Genomic DNA, 25,208 nt, shown 5'->3' with positions numbered 1-25,208 from the left:
GTGCGGTCTTTCGGGCTCGGAACGCAATCTCCCAGTAAAACCTGACAAGCGCCGTCAGGTTTGTTGGGATTCTGGTGCCATGAAGGCCGATCGCCTGCTCTCGATCCTGCTGCTGCTCCAGACCCGGGGCCGGGTGCCCGCCACCGAACTGGCCGAACGGCTGGAGGTGTCCGTCCGCACCATCTACCGCGACGTGGAGTCGCTCTCCGCCGCCGGGGTGCCGGTGTTCACCGAGCGCGGCCGGCACGGCGGCATCAAGCTGCTGCCCGGCTACCGCACCGACGTCACCGGGCTGACCGCGGACGAGGCCCGGGCGCTGTTCGTGCTCTCCGCCCAGGGCGCCCACAGCGATCTCGGGCTGGACGGCGCGCTCGGCTCGGCGCTGCGCAAGGTGATGGCGGCGCTGCCCGCTCCGCACCGCCCGGCCGCCGAGCGGATCAGCGAGCGCGTCCTGGTCGACCCGGCGCGCTGGATGCAGAACCCCCAGGCGGGCACCGGGAGCGGGCCCGACCTGGGGGAGTTGCAGTACGCGGTGTTCGCCGACCGGCGGCTGCGGCTGCGCTACCGGCACAGCGGCACGCCCGCGCCGGTCGAGTACACCGTCGACCCGTACGGGCTGGTGAGCAAGGCCGCGGTCTGGTACCTGGTGGCCGATCTGGGCGGCGAGCCGCGGCTGTTCCGGGCCGACCGGGTGCTGGCCGCCGAGACCACCGGGGAGGCGGTGCGCCGCCGGGCCGGGGTGGCGCTCGGCGAGGTGTGGGCGGGGCTGCGCGAGCAGGTGGAGCGGCTGCCGAAGGACGTGCCGGTGCGGGTGCGGGTCCGGCGCGGACGGCTGGACATGTTCCTGCGCATCCACGGCGGCCGGGTCACCGCGGCGCCGCCGGAGGCGGGCACCGGGCCGGCCGAGGAGTGGGTCGAGCTGGCGATGGCCTTCCCGGCCGCGGCGGCCGTCCGCTCGCTGCTGGCCTTCGGCGCGGAGGTCGAGGTGCTGGGCCCGCCGGCCGCCCGGCGCGAGCTGGCGCGGGCGGCGGCGGAGGCCCTGCGGCTGTACCAGGAGCAGCCGACCTGACGGGGACTCGGACCGACTGGGCCGGACCGACTGGGCCGGACCGACTGGGCCGGACCGACTAGGAGTCGGACTGGGGCCGGACCACGTCGCGGTAGTCCCCGAGCGAGATCGCCGCGAAGTTGTGCAGGCTGTCGGTGCCGTCGGTGAAGTAGCCGTTGTGGCCGGAGGCCCGGGCGGAGGAGATCTGCTCGGCGCCGAAGCCGCTGCCGGTCGGGTCGGCGCCGTGGCCGAGCTTGCCGACCTCCAGGAACGGGACGTTGCCGATCCAGTCGCTGGGGTTGCGGGTGGCCCACACGTGCACGCCGCGGCCCAGGTCGCCGGCGGACTGCACGCCCATGCCGGGGCTGCCGAACACCATCATGTCGGTGATGCCGGAGGTGTCGGAGGGCGAGGCGGCCGCGCGCGGGATCCTCGGGGCGGCGGTGCCGCAGACCACCGAGCCGTACGAGTGGCAGAGCAGCGACGGGGGCGCGTCCGGCCGGGTGGTCTCCTTGAGGCCGGCCAGCAGCCGCTCCAGGCGGGGCGCGGCGACGTCGGCGAGCCGGGAGGTGGCCGCGTCCGGGCCGAGGCCGGAGGGGGTGACGTACCCGGTCCAGGCGATCACGGCGGTCCGGGCGCCCGGGGCCTGGCGCTGCTCCTCGGTGTGGAGGGCGCGGGCCATGCCGGCCGGGGAGCGCAGCGGGTCGGCGGTCTGGTCGAAGTGGCCGAGGTCGGCGTCCGAGCCGGGGACGAGGACGGAGATCCGCTCGGCGTCGGCGAGGTCGCCCCAGACCTCGGTGACCAGGCCGCGGCCGCGCGGGTCGAAGGCGAGGATCTGCCGGTCGGGGGAGAGCAGGTGCTCGACGTCGTTGGCGCGGGAGACGGCCAGCGCTCGGGTGTCCGGGTCGAGCTTCTTGTCGGCCGCGCGGACCCGGGCGGCGTCGCGCTCGTCGGCGAGGGCGATCCGGTTGGCGCGGTAGCGCAGGTCCAGCGGGGCGCCGTCGTAGTTGCCGACGACCAGCGGGTACGCCTTGACCAGCCGGTCCAGCTCGGTGGGAGCGAGCGAGGCGAAGAACGCGGCGGCGTCGGCGGGGCTGGTGGTGGCCGGGTCGGGCAGCAGGCGGCCGAAGGAGTGGTCCTGGATCCAGGCGGCGCTGCCGGCCGGGGGCGTGGAGATCGCCAGCTGCTCCGAGGAGACCGCGGCCGCGGCCGCCGAGGCACCGGCGTCGGCGAGCACGGCACAACCCGCGAACGCCCCGATCAGTACCCGCTTCCAGCGTCGACGGTTGCGCACCGCACCAACTCCCTTGGGGCCCGTCACCGTTTCTCGGGCGGTGCCCGGAGGGTGCGATTGGACTGCTGAACTTCCCTGAACTTTCCCTGGGCAAGCGTAGAGGTCACGGGAGGGTGACGGACCCGCCTAAACTGTGGGATGGATCACATGAACCGGGGGTGTCTTTCCAGCGTCTCCGAGTAGCTGGTAGTGCGGCGTCAGCCGGACTGCCGGGCGTCGAATCCGGCGACCACCCGCTTGGGTGCCGTGCGCCGCCAGGCCTCGGTGACCAGGTCGTCGAGCTCCTCCCGGTCGACCAGGTCCAGTCGGACGCTCACCCAGCCGTGCCGGCCGACGTACCGGGCGAAGGAGAACACCTCGGGCTCGGCCGCGATCAGTTCGGGCTGGTCCTCGCGGGAGGCTTTGAGGGTGATGCTGTCCCCCTCGGGCGAGCCCATCGCGAAGACCTTGCCGCGCACCCGCAGCGTCTCGATGCCCCAGGTCGGCTCCTGGGCGGCCTCGGGGAGGTCCAGGGCCATCGCGCGGAACTCATCGAACGTCACCATGGCCGCAGGGTAGAGCAGGGCTCGGACAGCGCGCCCCCGGGGTGCGGGTCGGCACACCGGGGGCGCGCGTCCGGAGGGTGGGTCCGGAGGGTGGGTCCGGCTCAGCCGAGCGAGGCCCAGTTGTCGCAGGTGCGGTCGCCGTCGACCAGCCGGTCCGGGTGGCCGCTGCCGTCGGCGATCGAGATCCGGCGGTAGCTCTGGCCGCAGAACACCCAGAACTCGCTGTTCCCGCCGACCCGTTGGCGGTCCGGGACGGGCAGGAAGCAGTCCACCCGGCTCAGGCCGTTCAGCGAGGACCACTGGGAGAGCTCGCGGTCGGTGCGCTCGCGGACGTCGGTGTGGGCGGAGCCGTCGGCGATCGAGATCAGCCGGTACTGCTGGCGGCCGCTGGTGGTGTGGAAGCACCAGTACCAGCTCTTGCCGCCGACCCGCTGCTGGTCCGGCACCGGCAGCCAGCAGTCGACCTGGCCGACGCCGCTGAGCGAGCCCCAGTAGGTGAGGTCGCGGTCGGAGCGCTCCAGGGCGGTGGTGTACCGGCCGCCGGCGCAGGTGATCGAGACCAGCCGGTACTGCTGGCGGCCGAGGGTGCTGTGGAACACCCAGTACCAGCTCTTGCCGCCGGGGTCCTGCTGGTCCGGTACGGGCAGCACGCAGTCGACCCGGCCGACGCCCTGGAGGCAGGTCCAGCTGGTCAGCCAGGCGTCGTCCTCGACCTTGCGGTCGGTGTGGGCGGAGCCGTCGGCGACCGAGATCAGCCGGCAGCGGTCGCCGTGGAAGGCCCAGTACTGGCTCTGGCCGTTCCGGCGGTACTGGTCCGGGACGGTGACGAACTCGTCGCAGGGGTAGGCCTTCACCGGCTGCGGCTTGGGCTGGCCGCCGGTCTGGGTGCCGGTCTGGCCGCCGTTCTGCCGGCCGACCGGGGTGAGCCGCCCCTCGCAGAGCCCGCGCAGGATGCTCAGGGACGGCATGAAGGCGTACACCGAGCCGGTGGTCCGGACGAACTGCGCGAAGCTCAGCGGGGTGTGCTCGATCAGGCCGCTCGCGTCCCGGCTCTCGAAGTCGACCGGGGTGATCTCGCGGCTGTCCGGGTCCAGGCAGTTCTGGGTGACCGGGTCACGGCCGGGCACCGGACGGGGTTCGGCGTGCCCGGACGGGGTGTTCCCCTGGCTGTCCCGGTTCGGGGGGAAGTTCGGCTGGTCCATCCAGTCGACCTGGATGAACTCGAACTGCCGCTGGATGTCCGCCTGGTAGCAGATGAACAGCAGGCCGCGCGGGTCGTCGGGGCCGCCCGGGCCCTCGGAGGCCGGGTCGAACGGGGCGCCGTACGGGGTGCCGCGGCGCATGATCCGCCGGCCGTTCAGGACGTCGGCGTCGAACGGGGGCTTGTCCGGGGCCTCCTGGAGGCCGGCGCGCGGTTCGGTCTTGCGCAGGTGCGACCAGAGCGGGGTGACCAGGCCCTCCGGGTCGTCCCGGAAGGTGAAGTCGTTGTCCTTGGCGGCGTCCGGGTTGTTCGGCACGTCCCGGTCCGGGTGCTTGCAGACCGGCGCGCCGGAGCGCCAGCGGCCGACCATCCGGGCGGCCAGCCACTCGGTGGTGGCGTGCTCCGGGACGGCCTTGGCGCTCCTCAGCTCCTCCAGCTTGACCGCGACCTGCGACCACCAGCCGGGCACGTCCTGGGCGAGCCGGCGGATCACCTGGAAGGAACCGTTGCGGGCCCACTCGGGGTACTGGCTCGGCGGGCCGCTGAACTGGTCGTTGGGCAGCCCGCAGATGAACTCGCCTGCCGGGATCAGCCGGGTGCCCGGGTGGCCGTCCACCTCGTCCGGCTTGCTCGGGTTCGGCTGGTCGAAGCCCCGGATGCCGGGCTCGCTGATGCCGTCCTTGAAGCCGAAGTGCTCCTTGCCGCGCCGACTGCCCAGCAGGGTCTGGGCGTTCTGCTGGTAGACGATCAGCACCCGGCACTCGGCGGCGGCGATCCGCTGGGCCTCGATCGCCGACTGGAGGTCCCGCTCGGTGTCCGCGGAGATCTTCAGCACGGCGTGGATCGGCTGGTTCGTGCCGTTGCCGAACAGCCAGGTCTCCGGGCGGTTGTCGCCGGTGTCGCCGAGGGCGCCCGCCCGCTTGGCCGAGCCGTCCTTGAAGGCCTCCAGGCCGCCGCCGACCGGTGGGGGCGTGGGGAACGGATCGCTGCCGGCCAGCATCCGCATGCCCTCGTAGGTGAAGCTGACGCCCAGCCAGGTGGCGGTCAGCGACTTGGGGTCGTCGCCGCCGGCGGCCTGTTTGGCCTCGCTGAACCGTTCGTTGAACGCGGCGACCTCGCGGGTGGTGGAGATCTGCGGGGTCAGCCGGCGCAGCCAGTCGCGGGCCCGGGCGGCGTCCTCGAACTTCAGGAACAGGACGCTGACGTTGTCCTTCTTGAAGCCGGCCAGGACGTCGCCCTGGATCTCCTCGCTCTCGCGCAGGCTCAGATCCGTGGTCATCGTTCTCGGGGTTCCTTCCGGGGGTGCAGGGGGGGATCGGGGGAGTCGGGGGGATCAGGCGGAGGGGCCGAGCTGGACCCACTGGGCGACGCTGGGCACGCCCTTGTCGCTGAGCAGGAAGAGCAGGTACCAGCCGGGCGGGGCGGCCTTGGCGTCCGGCGGGGCCTGGAACTCCAGCCGGTTGCCGGCCCGGCTGGTGAGCCGCAGGTCGACGTAGCGCTGGCTGGTGTTGACCGAGTGGGTGGAGGTGGTCGGCGCCATCAGGACGGCCCTGACGGCGAGGGCCGGGGTGGTGCTGGTGACGGTGAACTTCCTGTCGTAACCGACCGGCGCGGTGGGCGCGTTGGCGAGTGCGGGCCGGTCGCCCTGGTGCAGGTAGGGCGGTTCGTAGATCTCGATGGTGCCGTTCATGGTGATCGGGCCGGAGGTGCCCGGGACGCCGTCGACGGTGCCGTTGATGTCCGTGTTGTTGGCCATCTGCTGGAGCTCGTCGCCGGTCACCATGACCCGGCCGTCCGGCAGCACCACCGCGTTGGAGTGGTAGCCGCGCGGCAGCCGCTGGACCGGGCCGAGCTGCCAGTCGCCCTGGTCGTCGCGCAGCTCGATCTGGCGGTACTTGAGGTCGGCGTTGGGGTTGTACGGGCCGTTGCCGTAGTCGCGGATGTCGTAGGCGCCGTTGACCGTCATCAGCCGGCCGTTGGGCAGCAGCAGGGTGTCGTCCTGGGTGCGGCCGAAGGCGCGGGACTTCTCGGCGGTCCAACTGCCGTTGGAGAAGCGCAGGGTGCTCGGGTTGTCGCGGTCGCCGCCGAGGATCAGTGCGGAGTCCGGCCCGTTGGCGCCGCCGGGCAGCATCACGGCGGAGCCGTAGTTGCGCTTGCGGCCGTCGGGGCGGGCGGTGAGGTCGGTGCGGGTCTCGGCGACCGGGTCGAACTTCCACTGCTCGTCTGCCGCGCGGCCGAAGCCGTAGACGTTGCCGTCGTTGAGCGAGAACAGGTGCGGGTAGTCGAAGCTGAACGGCGCGTCGACCCTGAGCCGTTCGACCGGGGTGTTGGCGGGGGTGTCGGTCTTCTTCACCGGCACCGGGAAGGCCTTGGCGGGGAAGCGCTCGACCACCGGGGTCGGGGTGCCGTAGCCGAGTTCGGACTGGCCGGACATGATCAGCTGCCGGCCGTCGGCGCCGGTCACCACCGAGGGGTACCAGCGGCCCACCGACATGTCGGGGTTGCGGGTCCAGGTCTCCGTCCACGGGTCGAAGACCAGCGAGAGCTTGGCGCCGGTGCCGCCGTTGCCGCCCAGGTTGCCGCCGAAGACGCCGAGCATGCCGTTGGGCAGGAAGGAGTGGCCGGAGCAGAAGAACGGCACCGGGCGGGGCTCGTTCAGGCCGTCCGGCATGTCCGAGACCGGCGGGTTGACCTGCTTGAACGCGTCCTTGCCGGTGCCCTTGGCGGGATCCCAGAGGAAGGCCCGGCCGGCGTTCTCCTTGCCGGTGGTCTGGGTGGGGGCGGGCTCCTTCTCCGGGTTGGTCTCGATCCGTTCGAAGGAGAACAGCAGCACCTTGCCGGTGGGCAGCAGGGCGACGTGGTCGCCGAAGTCGGGGGACGGGAAGTACTCCTTGAACGCGCCCCAGGTCTGCGGTGCGAAGGCCTTGTTGTGGTCGGCCTGGGAGGCCGTCAGGGCGTTGTACCGGTTGGTCCGGGTGGTCTGCGGGTAGTCGCCGATGCCGCGGACGGCCGCGCGCATCCGGGCGTGCTCCTCGGCGTGCTCCTGGCCGAGGGCGGCGACCTCGTCCTGGCGCAGTTCCTCGGCGATCCGGCGGGAGTCGACGTGCGGGGCGAGGTCGTCCCCGCCGTGGGCGAGCGCCGGGGCGGCGGTGCCCAGCAGGGTGCCGGCGGTGACGGCGAGGACCACGGCGGTGGCCGGCAGCCGGCGGCCGGCCCGGGGCCGGGGCCGCGGGCGCGGTGGGGACGGGGACATGGGTCTCCTAGGGCGGGGGCGTTGGGGGAGGGGCGGCGAATGCGGACGGACGGGCCGTGGGCGGGCGCGGGTCCAGCGATGGTCGCCGACCGTCACAGAACATCACAGTGCGTGGTGGTTCGCATGCGGATGCACCCCTTGGGGCGGTCGCTCGAGGTGCCGCTGGAGCGGTCGCCGTTCCAGGGGCACCTCGGAACGGCCGCAGGGGCGCGGACCGGTCGGTCCGCGCCCCTGTCGTGCCCTGATCGCCCGGCGTGCGTCACACCACCCCCAGCGCGTACGCGGCGAACAGCGCCGCGGCCGTGCCGGCCAGCGCCTTGCCGGCCCGGGAGAAGGACGTCCAGGGCCCGTCGAAGCGCCGGGTGAACCACCCGATCGCCACCAGGGCGGCACCGAACAGCGGGAGCAGGGCCAGTCGGGCGACCACCCAGCCGAGCGAGTCCGGTGCGGTGGTCAGCCCGGGGACGGCACCCAGGCCGGCCGCGCCGGGCACCGCCACCGCGAGCATCGCGCTCTGGTGCCAGCAGAAGATCGTCATCGCCGACAGGTTGACCACCACCACCGGCAGCCACAGCAGCGGACGGCGGCTCAGCAGTCGGCCCAGCCGCTCCCGCAGCAGCACCGCGGCGCCGCACTGCACCGCGGCCAGGGCGAGCACCAGCAGGGACGGCGGGTGCGAGTTGGTCCGCTCGACGCCCGGCACCCCGACCATGCTGGCCGGGTAGTGGAACACCACCAGCAGGACGGCGAACAGCGCGCCGCCGCCGAACAGCAGCACCCGGGCCGCCGACCGGCCGAGCCGGCCCCGCGCCCACAGCACGCCCAGCTGGTAGCCGAACATCCAGCCCGGCAGCAGGTTCAGCAGGCCGAGCCAGGAGGGCATCGCGTCGGCCCACGGCCCGTACCGCAGCAGGTCGACGGTCGCGACCGAGGCCACCAGCAGGGCCGCCGACCAGCCGCCGAGCCGCCGCCCGAAGGCCGTGCAGAGCGGGGTGAGCGCGGTCAGCGCCAGGTACACCCCGATGTACCAGAGCGGCTGCACCACCAGCGTCGCCCCGGTGCGCAGGGTGTCCGCGGGCACGCCGAGCCGGGGCAGCAGCGGGATCAGCAGCGCCCACACCGCCGTCACCCCGAGCACCGGACGCAGCAGCCGGACCGTCCGGGTCCGCAGCCAACTCCCGTACGACAGGCCCTTCTCCCGGGCCCGCTCCAGCGAGCGGACCGAGGAGTGGCCGCCGACCAGGAAGAACACCCCGAGCATCTGCAGCACCCAGCTGGCCGGGGCGAAGAAGCCGAGCGAGGAGAGCGGGCTGGCGTTGTGCAGGGCGCCGTCGGGGGAGAGGGTGAGGCCGCCGAGCATCCAGTGGCCGATCGGGACGGACAGCAGGGCGACGGCGCGCAGCCCGTCCAGGGCTCGGTCGCGGCTCTCGGGGGTCTTCGCGTCGACCTTCTCGGCGGCGCGGCGCAGGGTGGTGAGCGGGTGGGCCATGGCGGTGCTCCTTCCAGGAGGGGGGCTTCAGTGGCCGAGGGCGATGGCGGCGTAGGCGGCGAGCGAGGCGGTGCCGGGGGCGAAGTAGCCGGTGTGGCCGTGGGATCCGGTGGAGGGCAGCGGGCGGGCGCCGAAGCCGGGGTCGGTCGGGTCGGCGCCGTGGCCGAGGCCGAGGAACCGCACGTTGGGCACGTCGCCGATCCAGTCCGAGTCGTTGCGGGTGGTGGCCCAGAGCGGGACGCCCGGGTCGAGGTCGGCGGCCGAGTCGACGCCCATGCCGGGCGAGCCGAGCACCACCAGGCCGGAGGCCCGGGCGGGGGTGGGGCGGGCCAGGCCGCAGACCACCGAGCCGTAGCTGTGGCAGAACACGGTGGCCGGGGCCTCGGGGCGGGTGCTGACGGCGAGTCCGTCGAGCAGCCGGTCGAGGCGGGTGGCGCCGGCCCGGGCGAGGTCCTCGGTGGCGGCGTCGACGCCGAGGCCGAGCGGGGTGGTGTAGCCGGCCCAGGCGATCACGGCGGTACGTCCGTCGGTGGCCCGGTGGAGGGCGCGGGCCATGCCGGCGGGGGTGCCGTACGGCTCGGTGGCGCGATCGAAGGTGAGCAGGTCGATGTCGGAGCCGGGGACGATCACGGCGGTGCGCGGGGCGGTGGCGAGGTCGCCGAACACCTCGGCGACCTGGCCGCGGCCGCGCGGGTCGAAGGCGAGAACCTGCCGGCCGCCGTCCAGCAGGGTGCGGTAGCGCTCGGCGCGGGTGCGGGCGGCCTGGTGGTCCTGGGGGGTGAGGGCCGGGTCGGTGGCCCTGGCGAGTTCCCGGTCGCGTTCGGCGGTGAGGGCCAGGGTGTTGGCGCGGTACCGGAGTTGGACCGGGGCGCCGTCCAGGTTGCCGACCACCAGGGGGTGCCGGGCGGCCAGGGCGTCCTGCTGGGCGGGCGTCAAGTCGGCGAAGAAGGCGGCGACTTGGGCGGGCGTGCTGGTGGCCGGGTCGGGCGGTCGGAGGCCGAGCGCGGTGTCGGCGGTCCAGCCGGCGCTGTCCGGCGGCGGGCCGGTGAGGGCGGTCTGGGTGTCGGCGGCCCAGCCGCCCGCGCCGAGCACCACCGCCAGCGCCACCGCGGTGGCGGCGAGCGCCCGCTTGGTCCGGAACCTGCGCATGTCCGTGTTCTCCCTCGTCCGTTCGGTTTCCGACGAGGAGGAAGGTAGGAATGCGACGGCCCCGCGGACGTCACTCCGCGGGGCCAACTCCCGGGTGCTACCCAGGTAGTACTCGGATCGTCACTGGCCGGGCGTCACCAGGCCGGACTCGTAGGCCAGCACCACCGCCTGGGCGCGGTCGCGCAGGTCGAGCTTGCCGAGGATGCGCCCGATGTGGGTCTTGACGGTCTGTTCGGCGAGCACCAGCCGCGCGGCGATCTCCTGGTTGGACAGCCCGCGGGCGATCAGCTCCAGCACCTCGGTCTCGCGCGGGGTCAGGCCGTTGAGCCGCAGCTTGGGGTCGCGGCGCTTGGCGGGCCGGTTGCGGGCGAAGTCGGCGATCAGCCGCCGGGTGACGGAGGGGGCGAGCAGTGCCTCGCCGGCCGCGACCACCCGGACGGCGGCGATCAGGTCGGCCGGCGGGGCGTCCTTGAGCAGGAAGCCGCTGGCCCCGGCGCGCAGCGCCTCGTACACGTAGTCGTCGACGTCGAAGGTGGTGAGCATCAGCACCTTGGGCCGGTGGGCGCCCGGGACTGCGGGGTCGAGCAGTCGCCGGGCGGCCTCCAGGCCGTCCATGACGGGCATCCGGACGTCCATCAGCACCAGGTCGGGATGGGTGCGGCCGGTGACCTCCAGGGCCTGGGCGCCGTCCGCCGCGTCCCCCACCACGTCGATGTCGCTCTGGGCGTTGAGCAGGGCGGCGAAGCCGGCCCGGACCATGGCCTGGTCGTCGACGATGATCACGCGGATGGTCATGCGGGTGTCTCCTGGGGTGGGTCGATCGGCAGGACGGCGGCCACCTTGAAGCCGCCGTCCGGCAGCGGGCCGGTGTCCAGCCTGCCATCGACCAGCCGGACGCGTTCGCGCATTCCGACCAGGCCGTGACCGGTGCCCTCGACCGAGGCCTCCAGCGACTCGGTGCGCTGCGGCGGGGGCGCGTTGACCACGGTGAGCCGCAGGTCCGGGCCGTCCGCCGAGAGCGACACCCAGGTCCGGGCGCCGGGGGCGTGCCGGACCACGTTGGCCAGCGCCTCCTGCACGATCCGGTAGGCGGAGAGGCCGACGGCCTGCGGCACCCGGTCGGCCAGCCCCTCGTCCACGGTCAGTTCGGCGGGCACCCCGGCCCGCCCCACCGTCTCGACCAGCTGGGCGAGTTGGGCCACGCCCGGCTGCGGGGCGGTCTCCCCGCCGGTGTCCTCGCTGCGCAGCACCCCGAGCAGCCGGCGCATCTCGGCCAGCGACTCGCGCGCGGTGCCGGCGATCGCGGTGAACTCCTCGGCGGCGTCGGCCGGGACGCCCTCGATCCGGTACGGCGCGCTGGCGGCCTGCACCGCGATCACCGACATGTGGTGGGCCACCACGTCGTGCAACTCCCGGGCGATCCGGGTGCGTTCCTCCAGCAGGGTGCGCCGCTCGCGCTCCGCCTCGCTGATCTGCTCCTGCTCGGTGAGCAGCCGTCGGGCCTCGGCGCGTTCCCGCAGAGCTCCGCCGAGCACCAGGACGGCGCCGGTCAGGGCGATGGCGAGGATGACGTTGTCCCCGGTGTAGCGGGAGCCCAGCCCGGCGAGCGACAGGGCGATCCCGGCGCCGGCGGTGACCAGCCAGACCGCGACCAGGGTGCGCCTGGGCTCGCGGAGGGAGAGCGGGACCATCAGGAACAGGTAGCCGACCAGGCTGGTGGGGACCCACGGCCAGGGGCCGCCGGTGTGGCTCCCGGTGGTCAGGACCAGCAGGGCGGCCAGCAGGTCGGTGCCGCCGATCATCCACCAGGCGGCCAGCGGCCGGCTCACGGCGAGCAGCAGCGGCGCGGTCTGCGCGACGGCCAGGGCGCCGGCGACCCCGCCGTTGAGCCCGTAGTCGTTGGCCATCACGTTGATCCCGCTGGGCAGCAGCGAGGCGATCGCGGCCACCGCGAGGACGTACGGGAGGTGGCGGACCCACGGGCGGGGGGACTGGGCCAGCAGCGGGGTGTGGTCGGCGGACGGCCGGGCGAGCGTGCCGAGCAGGGCCCGTGCCGCGCCGACGGGGCCGGACCCGGCGGTCGAGTTGATCATCCGGCCAGACTAGGGGTGCGGCGGTGGCCGGGCGTCGGACCAGGGGCCGGGATCCGGTGTAGTACTCGGGTATGACCCGCGCGCTCAGGGCCGCCAGTGGCCGGCCAGGGCGGGGCCGAGCTGGTCGAAGTACCGCTCGATCACGGCGACCATGCCCTCGGGGCCGGCCGGTTCCTGTTCGGCGGTCCAGGACAGGTGGGCGGCGCGCAGCAGGCTGCCGAAGACGGCGGCGAGCACGACCGGCCGCAGGTCCCGCGCGGGGTCGAGCCCTTCGCGTTCGGCGAGCACCTGGCCCACCAGCCGCTCCTGTTCGGTCACCCGGCGCAGGTGGGCGGCGAGCAGCGGCGGGGTCTCCTCGATGATCCGCAGCAGTTCCAGGGCGCTGCTGATCGAGCCGGGGCCGGAGGTCCGGGCGTTGCCGAGGTCGCGCCAGGCCTTGACGATCGAGGCGCGCAGGGCCTGGAGCGGGGTCTCCTCGGCGGGGCGGTGGCGCAGGCACTCGATGAAGTAGTCCTCGGCGTCGGCCATCACGGCGAGGGCGACCTCGTCCTTGTTGGCGAAGTAGCGGAAGAAGGTGCGTTGGGAGACGTCGACGGCGGAGGCGATCTCGTCGACGGTGGTCTTGGCGAAGCCCTGGCTGAGGAAGAGCATGTGGGCGGCCTGGACCAGGGCGTCCCGGGTCTGCTGCTTCTTGCGCTCCCGCAGACCGGGTGCCCGGTCGGCGTCCGCAGCGGCGGGGTGGGGGGTGCGAGCGGCCATGGCGGGGCCTTCCGGGCGCTGGTGTGGCGGGTGGGAGCACAACCTTAGCGGCCTGACAAATGTCAGTGCAGGTCAGAAGTCATTGTTTGCCGATTGTCAGTAGCTGACATAATCTGCCGGAGTGGCGCTCGTCGGCCGGGCACTCGTGGGGACGGGTGGGTCGGCGCAGCGCCACCGTCACGTTCCGATCTCTGTCACGCCCCCGGAGGGCCCAGATGAGTCAGTCCGTCGTCAAGAACTCCGAGGCGGACGCACCGCCACCGCCGAATCCGACGTCGGGGGGAGGGCTCAAGGGACACCCCTGGCTGACCCTGCTGACCGTCGCGGTCGGCGTGATGATGGTCGCCCTGGACGGCACGATCGTCGCCATCGCCAACCCGGTGATCCAGGAGAAGCTGAAGGCCGCGCCGTCCGAGATCCAGTGGGTCACCAGCGGCTACCTGCTGGCGCTCGCGGTCTTCCTGATCACCGCCGGCAAGATCGGTGACCGCTTCGGCCACAAGACCACCTTCCTGGTCGGCGCGGTCGGCTTCGCCGCCACCTCGGCCGCGATCGGCTTCGCCGGCAACATCCAGACCGTGATCGCCTTCCGCGTCCTCCAGGGCCTGTTCGGCGCGCTGCTCCAGCCGGCCGCGCTCGGCCTGCTGCGCGGGGCCTTCCCGGTCGAGAAGCTCAACATGGCGATCGGCATCTGGGGCGGGGTGATCGGCGCCTCCACCGCGGCCGGCCCGATCGTCGGCGGCCTGCTGGTGGAGCACGTCAGCTGGGAGTCGGTGTTCTTCATCAACATCCCGGTCGGCCTGATCGCCGTCGCCCTCGGCCTGTGGATCCTCAAGGACGTGCGGCCCGAGAACGCCGCCAAGTCCTTCGACGTGCCGGGCATCGCGCTGCTCTCGGTCGGGATGTTCGCGCTGGTCTTCGGCATCATCAAGGCCCCTGAGTGGGGCTGGGGCGACGCCCGGACGCTGCTGCTCCTGGGCGGCGCGGTGCTGCTGATGGTGCTCTTCGCGCTCTGGCAGGGCCGGGCGAAGGAGCCGCTGATCCCGCTCAGCCTGTTCCGCTCGGTGCCGCTGTCGGCGGGCGTGCTGCTGATGGTGCTGATGGCCTTCGCGTTCTTCGGTGCGATCTTCTTCGTGACCTTCTACCTGCAGAACGTGCACGGGATGAAGCCGGTCGACGCCGGCGTCCACCTGCTGCCGATGACCGGCATGATGATCGTCGGCTCGCCGCTGGCGGGCATCGCGATCGGCAAGTTCGGCCCGCGCGTCCCGATCACGGCCGGGATGCTGATCACCACCGCCGCGATGTTCGGCATGTCCACCCTGGACACCGGCTCCGGCACCGGCGTGATGTCGCTCTGGTTCGTCCTGATGGGCCTGGGCATCAGCCCGGTCATCGTCGGCGCCACCGAGGTCATCGTCGGCAACGCCCCGCTGGAGCTGTCCGGCGTGGCCGGCGGCCTCCAGCAGGCCGCGATGCAGGTCGGCGGCAGCCTCGGCACCGCGGTGCTGGGCGCCCTGATGGCCGCCAAGGTCGGCGACGTGCTGCCCGGCAACTGGGCCAAGGCCGGCCTGCCGCCGGTCGAGGGCCCGCAGGCCGAGGGGCTCAAGCAGGCCGCCCAGCTGGGCATCGCCCCGCCGGCCCCGCCCGGCACCCCGCAGCAGGCGGTGGACGCGATGGCCGGCGCCGTGCACCAGTCCTTCGTCAGCGGCATGTCGCTCGCCTTCGCGGTGGCCGCCGTGGTGGCCTTCGGCGCCGCCCTGCTCGCCCTGCTGACCCGCCGCGGCGAGACCGACGCGGGCCCGGCCGTGCACATCTGAGCCCGCCCCTGACCGGCGCAGATCTGAGTCCGCCCCTGACCGGCGCAGATCTGAGCCGCCTCCTCTTCGCTCAGGCCCGGGTGAGCGCCACCAGCGGGACCGTCCGGGCCGCGGTGCGGTAGCCGGCGAACTGCGGCTGGGCGGCGACCTGGCGGGCCCAGAGCGCGTCGTGCTCGGCCGGGTCGACCGGGGTCGCCAGGGCCGGGTAGCGGTCGGTGCCGATCTCGACGGTGACCTCGGGGTGGGCGACCAGGTTGCGGTACCAGACCGGGTCGGTGTCGCTGCCGCCGTTGGAGGCGAAGACCACCAGCCGTCCGCCGTCCGGCAGGTAGACCAGCGGGGTGGTGCGCGGCTCGCCGCTGCGGGCGCCGAGCACGGTCAGCAGGAGCAGCGGCAGGCCGGCCAGTTCGCCGCCGACGACACCCTCCCGGGCGCGGAACTCGGTGATCACGTTCCGGTTGAACTCACCCGCGCCGTCGGCGGGTTCGGGGTGGCGGAGACTCGCGCTCTGATTCGTCATGCGGCTCACCCTAGGGTCTGTCCGGCAGGACCCGCCGGGCGGACCCTGCGTCAGCGGAACGCCGAAGGGGCCGGACTCCGCACGGAGTCCGGCCCCTTCAGGCGCTAGCGGGTGATCAGGCGTCGCCGCCGGCGGCGCCCGGGTCGGCCGCGGCCACGTCCAGCAGCTGGTAGCGGTCGATCGCGTCCTTCAGCACCGAACGGTCGACCTTGCCCTGCTTGGCGAGCTCGGTGAGCACGCCCAGGACGACCGACTGGGCGTCGATGTGGAAGAAGCGACGGGCCGCGCCACGGGTGTCGGCGAAGCCGAAGCCGTCGGCGCCCAGCGACTGGTACTGGCCCGGCACCCAGCGGGCGATCTGGTCCGGAACGGCGCGCATCCAGTCGGACACGGCGACGATCGGGCCCTCGGCGCCCTGGAGCTTCTGGGTGACGTACGGCACCCGCTGCTGCTCCTCGGGGTGCAGCAGGTTGAACTCCTCGGCCTCCACCGCGTCGCGGCGCAGCTCGTTCCAGGAGGTCGCGGACCAGACGTCGGCCTTGACGTTCCACTCCTCGGCGAGGATGCGCTGGGCCTCCAGGGCCCACGGCACGGCCACGCCGGAGGCGAGGATCTGGGCCGGGATCTGGCCGGCGGTGCCCGGCGCGTACTTGTGCAGACCCTTGAGGATGCCCTCGACGTCCACGTTCTCGGGCTCGGCCGGCATCTTGATCGGCTCGTTGTAGACGGTCATGTAGTAGAACACGTCCTCGCCGTGCGGGTGTTCGGCGCTGGAGCCGTACATCCGCCGCAGACCGTCCTGGACGATGTGCGCGATCTCGAAGCCGTACGCCGGGTCGTACGCGACGACGCCGGGGTTGGTCGAGGCCAGCAGGTGCGAGTGGCCGTCGGCGTGCTGCAGGCCCTCACCGGTCAGCGTGGTGCGACCGGCGGTGGCGCCGATCACGAAGCCGCGGGCCAGCTGGTCGGCCATCTGCCAGAACTGGTCGCCGGTGCGCTGGAACCCGAACATCGAGTAGAAGACGTAGACCGGGATCAGCGGCTCGCCGTGGGTCGCGTACGACGAACCGGCGGCGATCAGCGAGGCGGTGCAGCCGGCCTCGGAGATGCCGTCGTGCAGCATCTGGCCGGTCGGCGACTCCTTGTAGGCCAGCAGCAGGTCGCGGTCGACCGACTCGTAGGTCTGGCCCAGCGGGTTGTAGATCTTCGCCGACGGGAACAGCGAGTCCATGCCGAAGGTGCGGTACTCGTCCGGCGCGATCGGCACGAAGCGGTTGCCGATGCCCTTGTCCCGCATGAGGTCCTTGAGCACCCGGACGAACGCCATGGTGGTGGCGATGGTCTGGTTGCCGGAACCCTTCTTGACCGCCTTGTACGCGTCGTCGCCGGGCAGCACCAGCGGGCGCGGGCGCACCTTGCGGGTGGGCACGAAGCCGCCGAGGCCCTGGCGGCGGTCGTGCATGTACTGGATCTCCTCCGAGTCGCGGCCCGGGTGGTAGTAGGGCGGGTAGCCCTCGTCCAGCTGCTTGTCGGTGATCGGCAGGTGCAGCCGGTCGCGGAAGCGCTTCAGGTCCTCGACCGTCAGCTTCTTCATCTGGTGGGTGGCGTTGCGGCCCTCGAAGTTGGGGCCGAGCGTCCAGCCCTTGACCGTCTGGGCCAGGATGACCGTCGGCTGGCCCTTGTGCTCGCGGGCCGCCTTGAACGCCGCGTAGATCTTCTTGTGGTCGTGGCCGCCGCGACCCAGGTGCTGGATCTGCTGGTCGGTCATGTTCTCGACCATGGCGCGCAGGCGCAGGTCGCCGCCGAAGAAGTGCTCGCGGATGTAGTCGCCGGTCTCGGTGGCGTAGGTCTGGAACTGGCCGTCCGGCGTGGTGTTCATCTTGTTCACCAGGACGCCGTCGCGGTCCTGCGCGAGCAGCGGGTCCCAGGAGCGGTCCCAGATGAGCTTGATCACGTTCCAGCCGGCACCCCGGAACTGGGACTCCAGCTCCTGGATGATCTTGCCGTTGCCGCGGACCGGGCCGTCCAGGCGCTGCAGGTTGCAGTTGACCACGAAGGTCAGGTTGTCCAGGCCCTCACGGGCGGCCAGCGACAGCTGGCCGAGCGACTCGGGCTCGTCCATCTCGCCGTCGCCGAGGAAGGCGTAGACCTGCGAGTCCGAGGTGTCCTTGATGCCCCGGTGCTCCAGGTAGCGGTTCATCCGCGCCTGGTAGATCGCGCCGAGCGGGCCGAGGCCCATCGAGACGGTCGGGAACTCCCAGAAGTCCGGCATCAGCCGCGGGTGCGGGTAGCTGGACAGGCCGTACGGGGCCTTCGACTTCTCCTGGCGGAACGCGTCGAGCTGCTGCTCGTCGAGTCGGTCCAGCAGGAAGGCGCGGGCGTAGATGCCGGGGGAGGCGTGACCCTGGAAGAAGATCTGGTCGCCCGACTCGCCCTCGGCGTCCTTGCCGCGGAAGAAGTAGTTGAAGCCGACGTCGTACAGCGACGCGGAGGAGGCGAAGGTGGCGATGTGCCCACCGACGCCGATGCCCGGGCGCTGCGCCCGGGAGACCATGACGGCCGCGTTCCAGCGGGTCGCGTTGAGGATCTTGCGCTCGATCTCCTCGTTGCCGGGGAAGAACGGCTCGTCCTTGGTCGCGATGGTGTTGACGTAGTCCGTGCTGCGCATCTCGGGCACGGCGACACGCTTCTCGCGGGCGCGCTCGATCAGCCGCAGCATCAGGTAACGGGCACGCTCACGCCCCCGCTCGTCGATAGCCGCATCGAGCGACTCCAGCCATTCCGCGGTCTCCTCGGGATCGAAGTCCGGGACCTGACTCGGAAGGCCGCCAATGATGATCGGGTTGCGATCGGATCCGGAAGCCACGCTGTTCCTTCACTGTCGGTCGAAACTGAGGTGTGTCGCGCCGCCTCCATCGTGCTACCGCGCTCGGAGATCCGTCATCTCTACCGATCGGTAACCGTTGCGCCTGGTGGGCGGAACGGTCTGGTGGCGCGCGTCGCGGGCTTCTTCGTCCGCTCCGAACACCCCCGGGTGTTACGAAAAGAGGTGGTCCGACCTGGTGTCCCGTCCACCCGATGGCGGGCGGCCGGGGTGAGGGCCAACAGGAGACTCTACGCCCGCGCACGCGCGGACCCCGAATGCCGTTCGTATCTCGGGCACGCGTACGGCCTGTGGGCCGGGACCACCCGAAGCATCCTTGTCCCACGCAGAGAAGGGCAAATCGGTGTGATTCCCGACACGTCGACCGGCGTGTTCCGGTGTGGCACGTCAACCTTTGGAGGGGATCGGCGGTCGGGTACTTGCGCGAACCGCCGCGCCCGTGTGGACTACGGCAACAGCCTCGGCATGGACGCCGGGCCGAATACTGGAGGTTATTCCCGTGAGCGCGACCGCGGACCCCGCGGACAAGTCCAACAACCCGGCGACCCGTCTGAACTTCGAGGAAGGTCAGATCGTCCAGGAGCTGGGGTACGACGAAGACACTGACCAGGACCTCCGCGAGGGCATCGAGGAGATCACCGGGACGGAGCTCGTCGACGAGGACTACGACGACGTCGCTGACGCCGTCCTGCTGTGGCACCGCGACGACGACGGGGATCTCACCGACTCCCTCGTCGACGCCCTGGAGTACCTGGCCGAGGGCGGTCTGATCTGGCTGCTGACGCCCAAGACCGGCCGGGACGGGCACATCGAGGCCTCCGAGATCGCGGACGCGGCCCGCACCGCCGGTCTGTCCCAGACCAGCTCGATCGCGGTCGCCAAGGACTGGGCGGCCACCCGCCTGGCCACCAAGTCCACGGCGAAGCAGCCCAAGCAGCGCTGAACGGGCCCCTGAGCCCCTTGCCGGGCCCCGTCGGAGGGATTCTCCTCCGGCGGGGCCCGGCGCTTTTCGTGGGCGGGTCCAAGGGCTTTCGCGGGTGGGGCCGGGGGCTTTCCGGGGTGGGTCCGGGCCTTTCCGGTGGGGTTCCGGTGCCGGTCCGGTGCGGGTCCGCCGGCCGGTCGGGTGCGGGGTCCGGGGCCGCCGGTGCGTTCGCTCAGAGCGGAAGGCGTGGGCCGCCCGACGGGCCGGGTCATCCGTTCGGCCCAACGCCGGTCAACGGATGCGAGGATGTCGCCTGCCGGGCCGCGCGCCGCCCGGCCCGCCCGCGTCAGGAAGGTCCCGCACATGGCCATCGAGGTCGGCACCCCGGCTCCGGACTTCGAGCTCCGCACCCAGCACGGGGAGACGGTCCGGCTGGCCGACTTCCGCGGCCGCAAGCACGTCGTCCTGGTCTTCTACCCGTTCGCCTTCACCGGCGTGTGCACCGGTGAGCTGGGCGCGATCCAGCGCGAACTGGCCGGGCTGCAAAACGACGACGTCCAGGTGCTCGGGGTCTCCTGCGACTCGCAGTTCTCCCAGCGGGTCCTCGCCGACCGGGAGGGCCTGGAGTTCCCGCTGCTGGCCGACTTCTGGCCGCACGGCGAGGTCGCCCGCGCGTACGGCGTCCTGGACGAGGAGAAGGGCTGCCCGCTGCGCGGCACCTTCGTGATCGACCGGGTCGGCACGGTGCGCTGGAGCGTCGTCAACGGCCTCCCGGACGCCCGGGACGAGCGGGAGTACCTGAGGGTCCTGGCCGGCCTCTGAGGCCCCCGGGGCGCTCCCGCGGAGCCGCCGCAAGCCCTGCGGGGCCCTCACCGTCCCGCAGGGCCGTCGCCGTCCCGCGGGACGTACCGCGACGCACCGGCACCGCCCGTTCGGGCGTGCGTGCGGGAACCCGGTACTACGCTCGGGCCGTTGGCGGAGTGGGGCGTACGTCCGGTTTGGGCGGTCGGCGCCCCGAACCGCACCACCGGGGGCACCAGGCGTGCCTCCCGATTCTTGGAGGACACGTGGGAGTCAGCCTCAGCAAGGGCGGCAACGTCTCGCTCACCAAGGAGGCGCCCGGGCTCCAGGCCGTCGTGGTCGGCCTGGGCTGGGACGTCCGGACCACCACCGGGACGGACTTCGACCTGGACGCCAGCGCGCTGCTCTGCAACGAGCAGGGCAAGGTCGGTTCGGACGGGAACTTCGTCTTCTTCAACAACCTCAAGAGCCCGGACGGCTCGGTCGAGCACACCGGGGACAACCGGACCGGCGAGGGCGAGGGCGACGACGAGGCGATCAAGGTCAACCTGGTCGGCGTCCCGGCGGACGTGCAGAAGATCGTCTTCCCGGTGTCGATCTACGACGCCGAGAACCGCGGCCAGAACTTCGGCCAGGTGCGCAACGCGTTCATCCGGGTGGTGAACCAGGAGAACAACGTCGAGCTGGCCCGCTACGACCTCTCCGAGGACGCCTCCACCGAGACCGCGATGGTCTTCGGCGAGCTGTACCGCAGCGGCGCCGAGTGGAAGTTCCGCGCCATCGGCCAGGGCTACGCCTCCGGCCTGCGCGGCATCGCCCAGGACTTCGGCGTCAACGTCTGATCCCTCTTGCGGCGCAAGGAACTTGCGCCCGGCTCCCGGGGCGGCCCCGGACCCTTCGCGGGTCCGGGGCCGCCCCGGCTTCGTCGGGGTCCGCTGCGCTGCGAGGATGTGAGTTCAGGAAGTTCAGCCGGCCGAAGCGGGCCGGCCGGGGCCGCGGGGGACTACACCTGTATGGCGCCCCGGGAGAAGCAAGGGAGGAAGAACACCATGGTGGTCACGCTCGCCAAGGGCGGGAACGTCTCGCTCACCAAGGCCGCGCCGAACCTGACGCAGGTCCAGATCGGCCTCGGCTGGTCCGCCCGTTCGACCACGGGCGCACCGTTCGACCTCGACGCGAGCGCCCTGCTCTGCGGTGGCGGACGGGTGCTCGGCGACGAGTACTTCGTCTTCTACAACAACCTCAAGAGCCCCGAGGGCTCGGTGGAGCACCAGGGCGACAACCTCGTGGGCGGCGACGACACGGGTGACGACGAGCTGATCCTGGTCAACCTGGAACTGGTCCCGGCCCAGGTGGACAAGGTGGTCTTCGCGGTCTCGATCTACGAGGCCGAGGCCCGGCTGCAGAACTTCGGACAGGTGCGCAACGCCTACATCCGGGTCGTCAACTCCGTCGACAGCCAGGAGATCGCGCGTTACGACCTGTCCGAGGACGCGTCCAGCGAGACTGCGATGATCTTCGGCGAGCTGTACCGGTACGCGGGCGAGTGGAAGTTCCGCGCGGTGGGCCAGGGCTACGCCTCCGGCCTGCGCGGAATCGCGCTCGACTTCGGCGTCAACGTACAGTGAGCGCGTAAATCGGACTTATCGCACCCATTCGACGATCACGATCAACGATCGAACGATCATGAGAACAGAGGGCAGTGCGGGGGTGACCTGATCGGGCCCGGCCCGGTCAGGCAGCTCGGGACCAGGCCGCCCCGGCACGGCCAGAACCCGAAAGGTAGCCAACTCCCGTGTTCCTCCGCACATTCGGCTGGTCGTTCGCGATCACCGCACTGGGCCTGATCGCGGCCGGACTGCTCTGGGGAGCCCAAGGCTTCGGCATCGTGCTGATCCTCTCCATCCTGGAGATCTCCCTCTCCTTCGACAACGCGGTGGTCAACGCCACGGTGCTGAAGCGGATGAACCCGTACTGGCAGAAGATCTTCCTGACGGTCGGTGTGCTGATCGCCGTCTTCGGGATGCGCCTGGTCTTCCCCCTGCTGGTCGTCGGTCTCACCGCGAAGCTCAACCCGGCCACGGTGATCGACCTCGCGCTCCACTCCGACAAGACCCACGACGGCCTCACCTACGGCCAGTACCTGGAGGCCGCCAACCCGGCCATCGCGGCCTTCGGCGGCGTCTTCCTGCTCATGATCTTCCTGGACTTCGTGTTCGAGGAGAAGGAGCACAACTGGCTGAGCTGGCTGGAGCGCCCGCTGGAGAAGGTGGGCAAGCTGGACGCCCTCTCCAGCGTCGTCGCCCTGGTCGCGCTGGTGCTCGCCTCGCGCTTCTTCGCCGCGGAGCACGCTGAAACCGTTCTGCTGGCCGGCGTGCTCGGCCTGATCACCTACCTCGCCGTCAGCGGCCTCTCCTCGATCTTCGAATCGGGCCTGGACGAGGAGGCCGAGCGCGAGGAGGAGGCCGAGAAGTCCGGCAAGTCGATCGTCCAGGTCGCCGGCAAGGCCGCGTTCTTCCTGTTCCTCTACCTGGAGGTGCTCGACGCGTCGTTCTCCTTCGACGGCGTGGTCGGCGCCTTCGCCATCTCCAACGACATCTTCCAGATCACCCTGGGCCTCGGCATCGGCGCGATGTACATCCGCTCGCTGACCGTCTTCCTGGTCCGCAAGGGCACCCTGGACGACTACGTCTACCTGGAGCACGGCGCGCACTACGCGATCGGCGCGCTGTCGGTGATCCTGCTGGTCGGGATCAAGTACCACATCCCGGAGATCGTCACCGGCCTGATCGGTGTCGCCTTCATCGGGCTGGCCCTCGGCTCCTCGATGCTGCGCAACCGGCGCGAGGCGGCGGAGGACGACAAGCAACTGGTGGGCAGCGGGCAGTAGCCCGGTCCCGCCGACTGGCGGGCGAACACGCGACGGCCGCCTCCGGGGATCCGGGGGCGGCCGTCGCGTTGTGCTCCTGCGGTGTCGATCCGTTGTCGGCCGACTGCTGCCGGGGTCAGCCCAGCTGCTGCTCGATCGCGCGCAGCTTGCGCTCCAGCGAGTCCAGCTTCGGCATCGACAGGGTGTCGTCGTCGGCCGTCAGGTCGATGGTGGAGCTGCGGTAGGACGAGGTCGAGCTGCTCGTCGAACCGCTTAGCGAGCTGCTCAGCGAGCTGCTCGTGGAGCCGCTCAGCGAGGAGGACGAGGAGGAGTAGGACGAGGAGGAGTAGGACGAGCCGACGGCGGCACGCGCCCGGCGGCCGGAGTCCAGGGCGGTCGGCTCCAGCGTGCCGGTCGAGCTGGTCGAGCTGGTCGAGCCGGTCGAGGTGTACGGGTCGTGCGCGGTCGAGATGGCGTGGTCGCTCTCGGGGGCTAGGGCAGGCTCCGTAGCGCTCGGGCCGTCGCCGGCCGCCGTGAGCGCGGGCACCTGACGCCCGCCGCGGGCCCGGGCGAGCATGCCGCCCTGGCGGGAGATGGCCTTCAGTTCGGCCCGCTCGCGGCGGTCGGCGGAACGGGCGCGCACCTTGGCGTCCAGCTTCGCCTGGCGCTCCTCGCGCACCTCCTCGACCGCCTCGTCCAGGCTGCGGACGTTCTCCAGCAGCATCAGCGACCAGGCCGCGTAGGTCTCGCGCGGGGCGCGCAGCCAGCGGACGATCCGGATCTGGGGCAGCGGACGCGGCACCAGGCCCTGCTCGCGCAGCGCGGCCTTGCGGGTCTGCTTCAGCGCCCGGTCGAACAGGATCGCCGCCGAGATCGACATGCCGGAGAAGAACTGCGGGGCGCCGGCGTGGCCCAGGCCGCGCGGGGCGTGCACCCAGTTGAACCAGGCCGAGGCGATCGCGAACACCCAGACCAGCAGGCGGGACCCGAGCGCGGCGTCACCGTGGCTGGCCTCGCGGACGGCGAGCACCGAGCAGAACATCGCGGCGCCGTCCAGGCCGAACGGGACGAGGTACTCCCAGCCGTTGGACAGGCCCAGGTTCTCGATGCCGAAGCCCACCAGGCCGTGGAACGACAGTGCGGCGGCCACGCCGGCGCAGCAGAACAGCAGGGTGTACGAGGAGATGCCGTAGATCATCTCCTTGCGGCGGCGGCGCTCCTCGCTGCGCTCCCAGGAGTCGCCGGACTCGTCCTTCTTCGAGCTCTTGAATCGCAGCGTCGCCATCAGGATGGCGACGAACAGCAGGGCTGCGCCGCCGATGACGGTCCAGACCAGCTGTATGGAGGTCAGGTTCATTGCGGGTCGGGCCTCGGGTTTCCGCAGGGGACGGGTTTCACGGTGCGACACAGGCGGTCAGGCCCCGCGGGGCGGGCGCCGTCTGACGGCTCGTTCGTCGCCGCACGGCATGCCCACCGCGCCCGCGCAGGGGCGGACGGGACACCTGTGCGGCTAGACGATATCGCGTCCGAAGGGGCGGCATGTTACGGGAGGGCGGCTTCCACGGGCCAATCGACCCGCCGGTTCGCGTCCGGTGTGGGCGTGAACGGCCGGGCGGGGTAGGGAAAGCGGGGTAGGGAAAGGGAAGTCCGGGTATCCGTCGGCCGGGTCGATGCCCGATCATGGACCGGCGGATCGTCAGATGGCCGGACCCGATCGTCGGATCGCCGGGCGGAGGCAGGGGGAGAGGACTCGATGGTCTCGATCTGGGAGTACCTGCGCGGGGACAGGAGCTACACCTTCGACAACCCGGGCGCACAGCACAAGGTCACGCTCACCAAGTCGGCGCCGCAGCACGCGATCACCGGCTCCGCCGCCACCACCGGCTACCTCTACGTCAACCTGCACTGGACCATGCGCTCCGGCGCCTCCCGGCCGAGCACCCGGGACACCGTCAAGCGCTTCTTCAGCCCGCGGATCCTCTCCCCGCTGGAGCCGGACTCGCCCGGGGGCAACGAGCAGGTGAACGTCGACCTCGACCTGGCCTGCATGTACGAACTCTCCGACGGTACCAGGGGCGTGGTGCAACCGCTCGGTGAACTCTTCGGTGACCTGCGGGAACCGCCGTACATCAAACTCAGCGGCGACGACCAGTACGGGGCGCCCTCCGGCGAGACGATGTACGTCAACCTGGAGAAGAAGGACAAGTTCAAGCGGCTGCTGATCTTCGTCTACATCTACGACGGCACCCCGGCCTTCGAGCAGACCCACGCGGTGATAACGATCGTGCCGCAGACCGGGCCGCGGATCGAGATCAAGCTGGACGAACGGGCCCGGGCGGCGCGCTCCTGCGCGGTGGTGCTGATCGAGAACTCCGGGGACAACCAGCTGACGGTGCGTCGTGAGGTGCGCTACGTCAACGGGTTCCAGGCGGACATCGACCGGCTGTACGGGTTCGGGATGCAGTGGCAGCGGGGGTACAAGGGGCAGCGGCCGGGGGGCGGCGGGGACTGAGCCCCCGGCGGCGCCGCGGGGGTCGGCCGGTAGCGGCGAGGTGTCGTGC

The 25,208-nt window shown here is 71.9% G+C and carries 20 protein-coding genes; 8 read left to right on the top strand and 12 right to left on the bottom strand.

The window, feature by feature from the left end; all coding sequences use genetic code 11:
• Positions 1-79 precede the first annotated feature (79 nt).
• Complete coding sequence (locus tag ACZ47G_RS12610) at positions 80-1,069, top strand: helix-turn-helix transcriptional regulator (protein WP_465741775.1); 990 nt, start codon at positions 80-82, stop codon at positions 1,067-1,069.
• A 58-nt stretch (positions 1,070-1,127) separates the two neighbouring features.
• On the opposite strand, the gene ACZ47G_RS12605 is transcribed toward ACZ47G_RS12610, so the two are convergent.
• The 9 genes from ACZ47G_RS12605 to ACZ47G_RS12565 form a co-directional block, all read right to left on the bottom strand.
• Positions 1,128-2,342, bottom strand: coding sequence for an alpha/beta hydrolase (locus ACZ47G_RS12605; protein ID WP_465741773.1), 1,215 nt, complete (start codon positions 2,340-2,342; stop codon positions 1,128-1,130).
• Between the two features lie 197 nt (positions 2,343-2,539).
• Entirely contained in the window at positions 2,540-2,887 is a 348-nt protein-coding gene (locus ACZ47G_RS12600; protein ID WP_465741771.1) for an MmcQ/YjbR family DNA-binding protein, read from the bottom strand.
• A gap of 101 nt (positions 2,888-2,988) precedes the next feature.
• Positions 2,989-5,367, bottom strand: a complete 2,379-nt coding sequence (locus ACZ47G_RS12595; protein WP_465741769.1) for a Dyp-type peroxidase — start codon at positions 5,365-5,367, stop codon at positions 2,989-2,991.
• A 54-nt stretch (positions 5,368-5,421) separates the two neighbouring features.
• A complete protein-coding gene (locus tag ACZ47G_RS12590; RefSeq protein ID WP_465741767.1) occupies positions 5,422-7,341 on the bottom strand; it encodes a galactose oxidase-like domain-containing protein in 1,920 nt (639 codons plus the stop codon).
• 259 nt (positions 7,342-7,600) lie between these two features.
• Positions 7,601-8,830: an acyltransferase family protein gene (locus ACZ47G_RS12585; protein WP_465741765.1), complete on the bottom strand. Its 1,230-nt coding sequence runs from the start codon at positions 8,828-8,830 to the stop codon at positions 7,601-7,603.
• Between the two features lie 27 nt (positions 8,831-8,857).
• On the bottom strand, positions 8,858-9,979 hold the full coding sequence (locus ACZ47G_RS12580; protein WP_465741761.1) for an alpha/beta hydrolase: 1,122 nt from the start codon (positions 9,977-9,979) through the stop codon (positions 8,858-8,860).
• Positions 9,980-10,099: 120 nt separating this feature from the next.
• On the bottom strand, positions 10,100-10,774 hold the full coding sequence (locus ACZ47G_RS12575; protein WP_465741759.1) for a response regulator: 675 nt from the start codon (positions 10,772-10,774) through the stop codon (positions 10,100-10,102).
• Positions 10,771-12,072: a sensor histidine kinase gene (locus ACZ47G_RS12570; RefSeq protein WP_465741757.1), complete on the bottom strand. Its 1,302-nt coding sequence runs from the start codon at positions 12,070-12,072 to the stop codon at positions 10,771-10,773. Before ACZ47G_RS12570 ends, ACZ47G_RS12575 begins: the two co-directional genes overlap by 4 nt.
• 84 nt (positions 12,073-12,156) lie before the next feature.
• Positions 12,157-12,831 carry a TetR/AcrR family transcriptional regulator gene (locus ACZ47G_RS12565; protein WP_465741755.1) on the bottom strand — a complete coding sequence of 225 codons (675 nt, stop codon included), beginning with the start codon at positions 12,829-12,831 and terminating at the stop codon, positions 12,157-12,159.
• Between the two features lie 215 nt (positions 12,832-13,046).
• Between ACZ47G_RS12565 and ACZ47G_RS12560 the strand changes: the two genes are divergently transcribed.
• The gene (locus tag ACZ47G_RS12560) at positions 13,047-14,651 is read left to right on the top strand and encodes an MFS transporter (protein ID WP_465741753.1); all 1,605 of its coding nucleotides are present in this window, start codon (positions 13,047-13,049) and stop codon (positions 14,649-14,651) included.
• Positions 14,652-14,721: 70 nt separating this feature from the next.
• Here ACZ47G_RS12560 and ACZ47G_RS12555 read toward each other — a convergent pair whose 3' ends face one another.
• Together ACZ47G_RS12555 and aceE are read right to left on the bottom strand one after the other, a co-directional pair.
• Positions 14,722-15,171 (bottom strand): nitroreductase/quinone reductase family protein, encoded by a 450-nt coding sequence (locus ACZ47G_RS12555; protein ID WP_465741751.1) that lies wholly within the window; start codon positions 15,169-15,171, stop codon positions 14,722-14,724.
• A gap of 115 nt (positions 15,172-15,286) precedes the next feature.
• Complete coding sequence (aceE, locus tag ACZ47G_RS12550) at positions 15,287-18,037, bottom strand: pyruvate dehydrogenase (acetyl-transferring), homodimeric type (RefSeq protein ID WP_465741749.1); 2,751 nt, start codon at positions 18,035-18,037, stop codon at positions 15,287-15,289.
• A gap of 517 nt (positions 18,038-18,554) precedes the next feature.
• Here aceE and ACZ47G_RS12545 point away from each other — a divergent pair.
• The 5 genes from ACZ47G_RS12545 (at position 18,555) to ACZ47G_RS12525 (ending at position 22,668) form a co-directional block, all read left to right on the top strand.
• Positions 18,555-18,998: a DUF3052 domain-containing protein gene (locus ACZ47G_RS12545; RefSeq protein ID WP_380463919.1), complete on the top strand. Its 444-nt coding sequence runs from the start codon at positions 18,555-18,557 to the stop codon at positions 18,996-18,998.
• 342 nt (positions 18,999-19,340) lie between these two features.
• Positions 19,341-19,799, top strand: a complete 459-nt coding sequence (locus tag ACZ47G_RS12540; RefSeq protein ID WP_465741747.1) for a peroxiredoxin — start codon at positions 19,341-19,343, stop codon at positions 19,797-19,799.
• Positions 19,800-20,044: 245 nt separating this feature from the next.
• Complete coding sequence (locus ACZ47G_RS12535; protein ID WP_465741745.1) at positions 20,045-20,620, top strand: TerD family protein; 576 nt, start codon at positions 20,045-20,047, stop codon at positions 20,618-20,620.
• A 207-nt stretch (positions 20,621-20,827) separates the two neighbouring features.
• Positions 20,828-21,406 carry a TerD family protein gene (locus ACZ47G_RS12530; protein WP_465741743.1) on the top strand — a complete coding sequence of 193 codons (579 nt, stop codon included), beginning with the start codon at positions 20,828-20,830 and terminating at the stop codon, positions 21,404-21,406.
• A gap of 167 nt (positions 21,407-21,573) precedes the next feature.
• Positions 21,574-22,668 carry a DUF475 domain-containing protein gene (locus ACZ47G_RS12525; RefSeq protein ID WP_465741741.1) on the top strand — a complete coding sequence of 365 codons (1,095 nt, stop codon included), beginning with the start codon at positions 21,574-21,576 and terminating at the stop codon, positions 22,666-22,668.
• A 115-nt stretch (positions 22,669-22,783) separates the two neighbouring features.
• Here ACZ47G_RS12525 and ACZ47G_RS12520 read toward each other — a convergent pair whose 3' ends face one another.
• Entirely contained in the window at positions 22,784-24,004 is a 1,221-nt protein-coding gene (locus ACZ47G_RS12520) for a DUF2637 domain-containing protein (protein ID WP_465741739.1), read from the bottom strand.
• A gap of 396 nt (positions 24,005-24,400) precedes the next feature.
• Between ACZ47G_RS12520 and ACZ47G_RS12515 the strand changes: the two genes are divergently transcribed.
• The gene (locus ACZ47G_RS12515) at positions 24,401-25,159 is read left to right on the top strand and encodes a Tellurium resistance (RefSeq protein ID WP_465741737.1); all 759 of its coding nucleotides are present in this window, start codon (positions 24,401-24,403) and stop codon (positions 25,157-25,159) included.
• Positions 25,160-25,208 lie beyond the last annotated feature (49 nt).

The organism is Kitasatospora sp. NPDC030952, assembly GCF_055571335.1.
The sequence above is the reverse complement of the archived record's forward strand: the minus strand, read 5'-3'. Positions and strand labels throughout refer to the sequence as shown.

Excerpts from the sequence above, each read along its gene's own strand:
- ACZ47G_RS12540 (WP_465741747.1), top strand. The coding sequence starts at position 19,341 with ATGGCCATCGAGGTCGGCACCCCGGCTCCGGACTTCGAGCTCCGCACC.
- ACZ47G_RS12575 (WP_465741759.1), bottom strand. The coding sequence starts at position 10,774 with ATGACCATCCGCGTGATCATCGTCGACGACCAGGCCATGGTCCGGGCC.
- ACZ47G_RS12530 (WP_465741743.1), top strand. The coding sequence starts at position 20,828 with ATGGTGGTCACGCTCGCCAAGGGCGGGAACGTCTCGCTCACCAAGGCC.
- ACZ47G_RS12590 (WP_465741767.1), bottom strand. The coding sequence starts at position 7,341 with ATGTCCCCGTCCCCACCGCGCCCGCGGCCCCGGCCCCGGGCCGGCCGC.
- ACZ47G_RS12610 (WP_465741775.1), top strand. The coding sequence starts at position 80 with ATGAAGGCCGATCGCCTGCTCTCGATCCTGCTGCTGCTCCAGACCCGG.
- ACZ47G_RS12585 (WP_465741765.1), bottom strand. The coding sequence starts at position 8,830 with ATGGCCCACCCGCTCACCACCCTGCGCCGCGCCGCCGAGAAGGTCGAC.
- ACZ47G_RS12560 (WP_465741753.1), top strand. The coding sequence starts at position 13,047 with ATGAGTCAGTCCGTCGTCAAGAACTCCGAGGCGGACGCACCGCCACCG.
- ACZ47G_RS12580 (WP_465741761.1), bottom strand. The coding sequence starts at position 9,979 with ATGCGCAGGTTCCGGACCAAGCGGGCGCTCGCCGCCACCGCGGTGGCG.
- ACZ47G_RS12600 (WP_465741771.1), bottom strand. The coding sequence starts at position 2,887 with ATGGTGACGTTCGATGAGTTCCGCGCGATGGCCCTGGACCTCCCCGAG.
- ACZ47G_RS12565 (WP_465741755.1), bottom strand. The coding sequence starts at position 12,831 with ATGGCCGCTCGCACCCCCCACCCCGCCGCTGCGGACGCCGACCGGGCA.
- ACZ47G_RS12570 (WP_465741757.1), bottom strand. The coding sequence starts at position 12,072 with ATGATCAACTCGACCGCCGGGTCCGGCCCCGTCGGCGCGGCACGGGCC.
- ACZ47G_RS12515 (WP_465741737.1), top strand. The coding sequence starts at position 24,401 with ATGGTCTCGATCTGGGAGTACCTGCGCGGGGACAGGAGCTACACCTTC.
- ACZ47G_RS12555 (WP_465741751.1), bottom strand. The coding sequence starts at position 15,171 with ATGACGAATCAGAGCGCGAGTCTCCGCCACCCCGAACCCGCCGACGGC.
- ACZ47G_RS12520 (WP_465741739.1), bottom strand. The coding sequence starts at position 24,004 with ATGAACCTGACCTCCATACAGCTGGTCTGGACCGTCATCGGCGGCGCA.
- ACZ47G_RS12595 (WP_465741769.1), bottom strand. The coding sequence starts at position 5,367 with ATGACCACGGATCTGAGCCTGCGCGAGAGCGAGGAGATCCAGGGCGAC.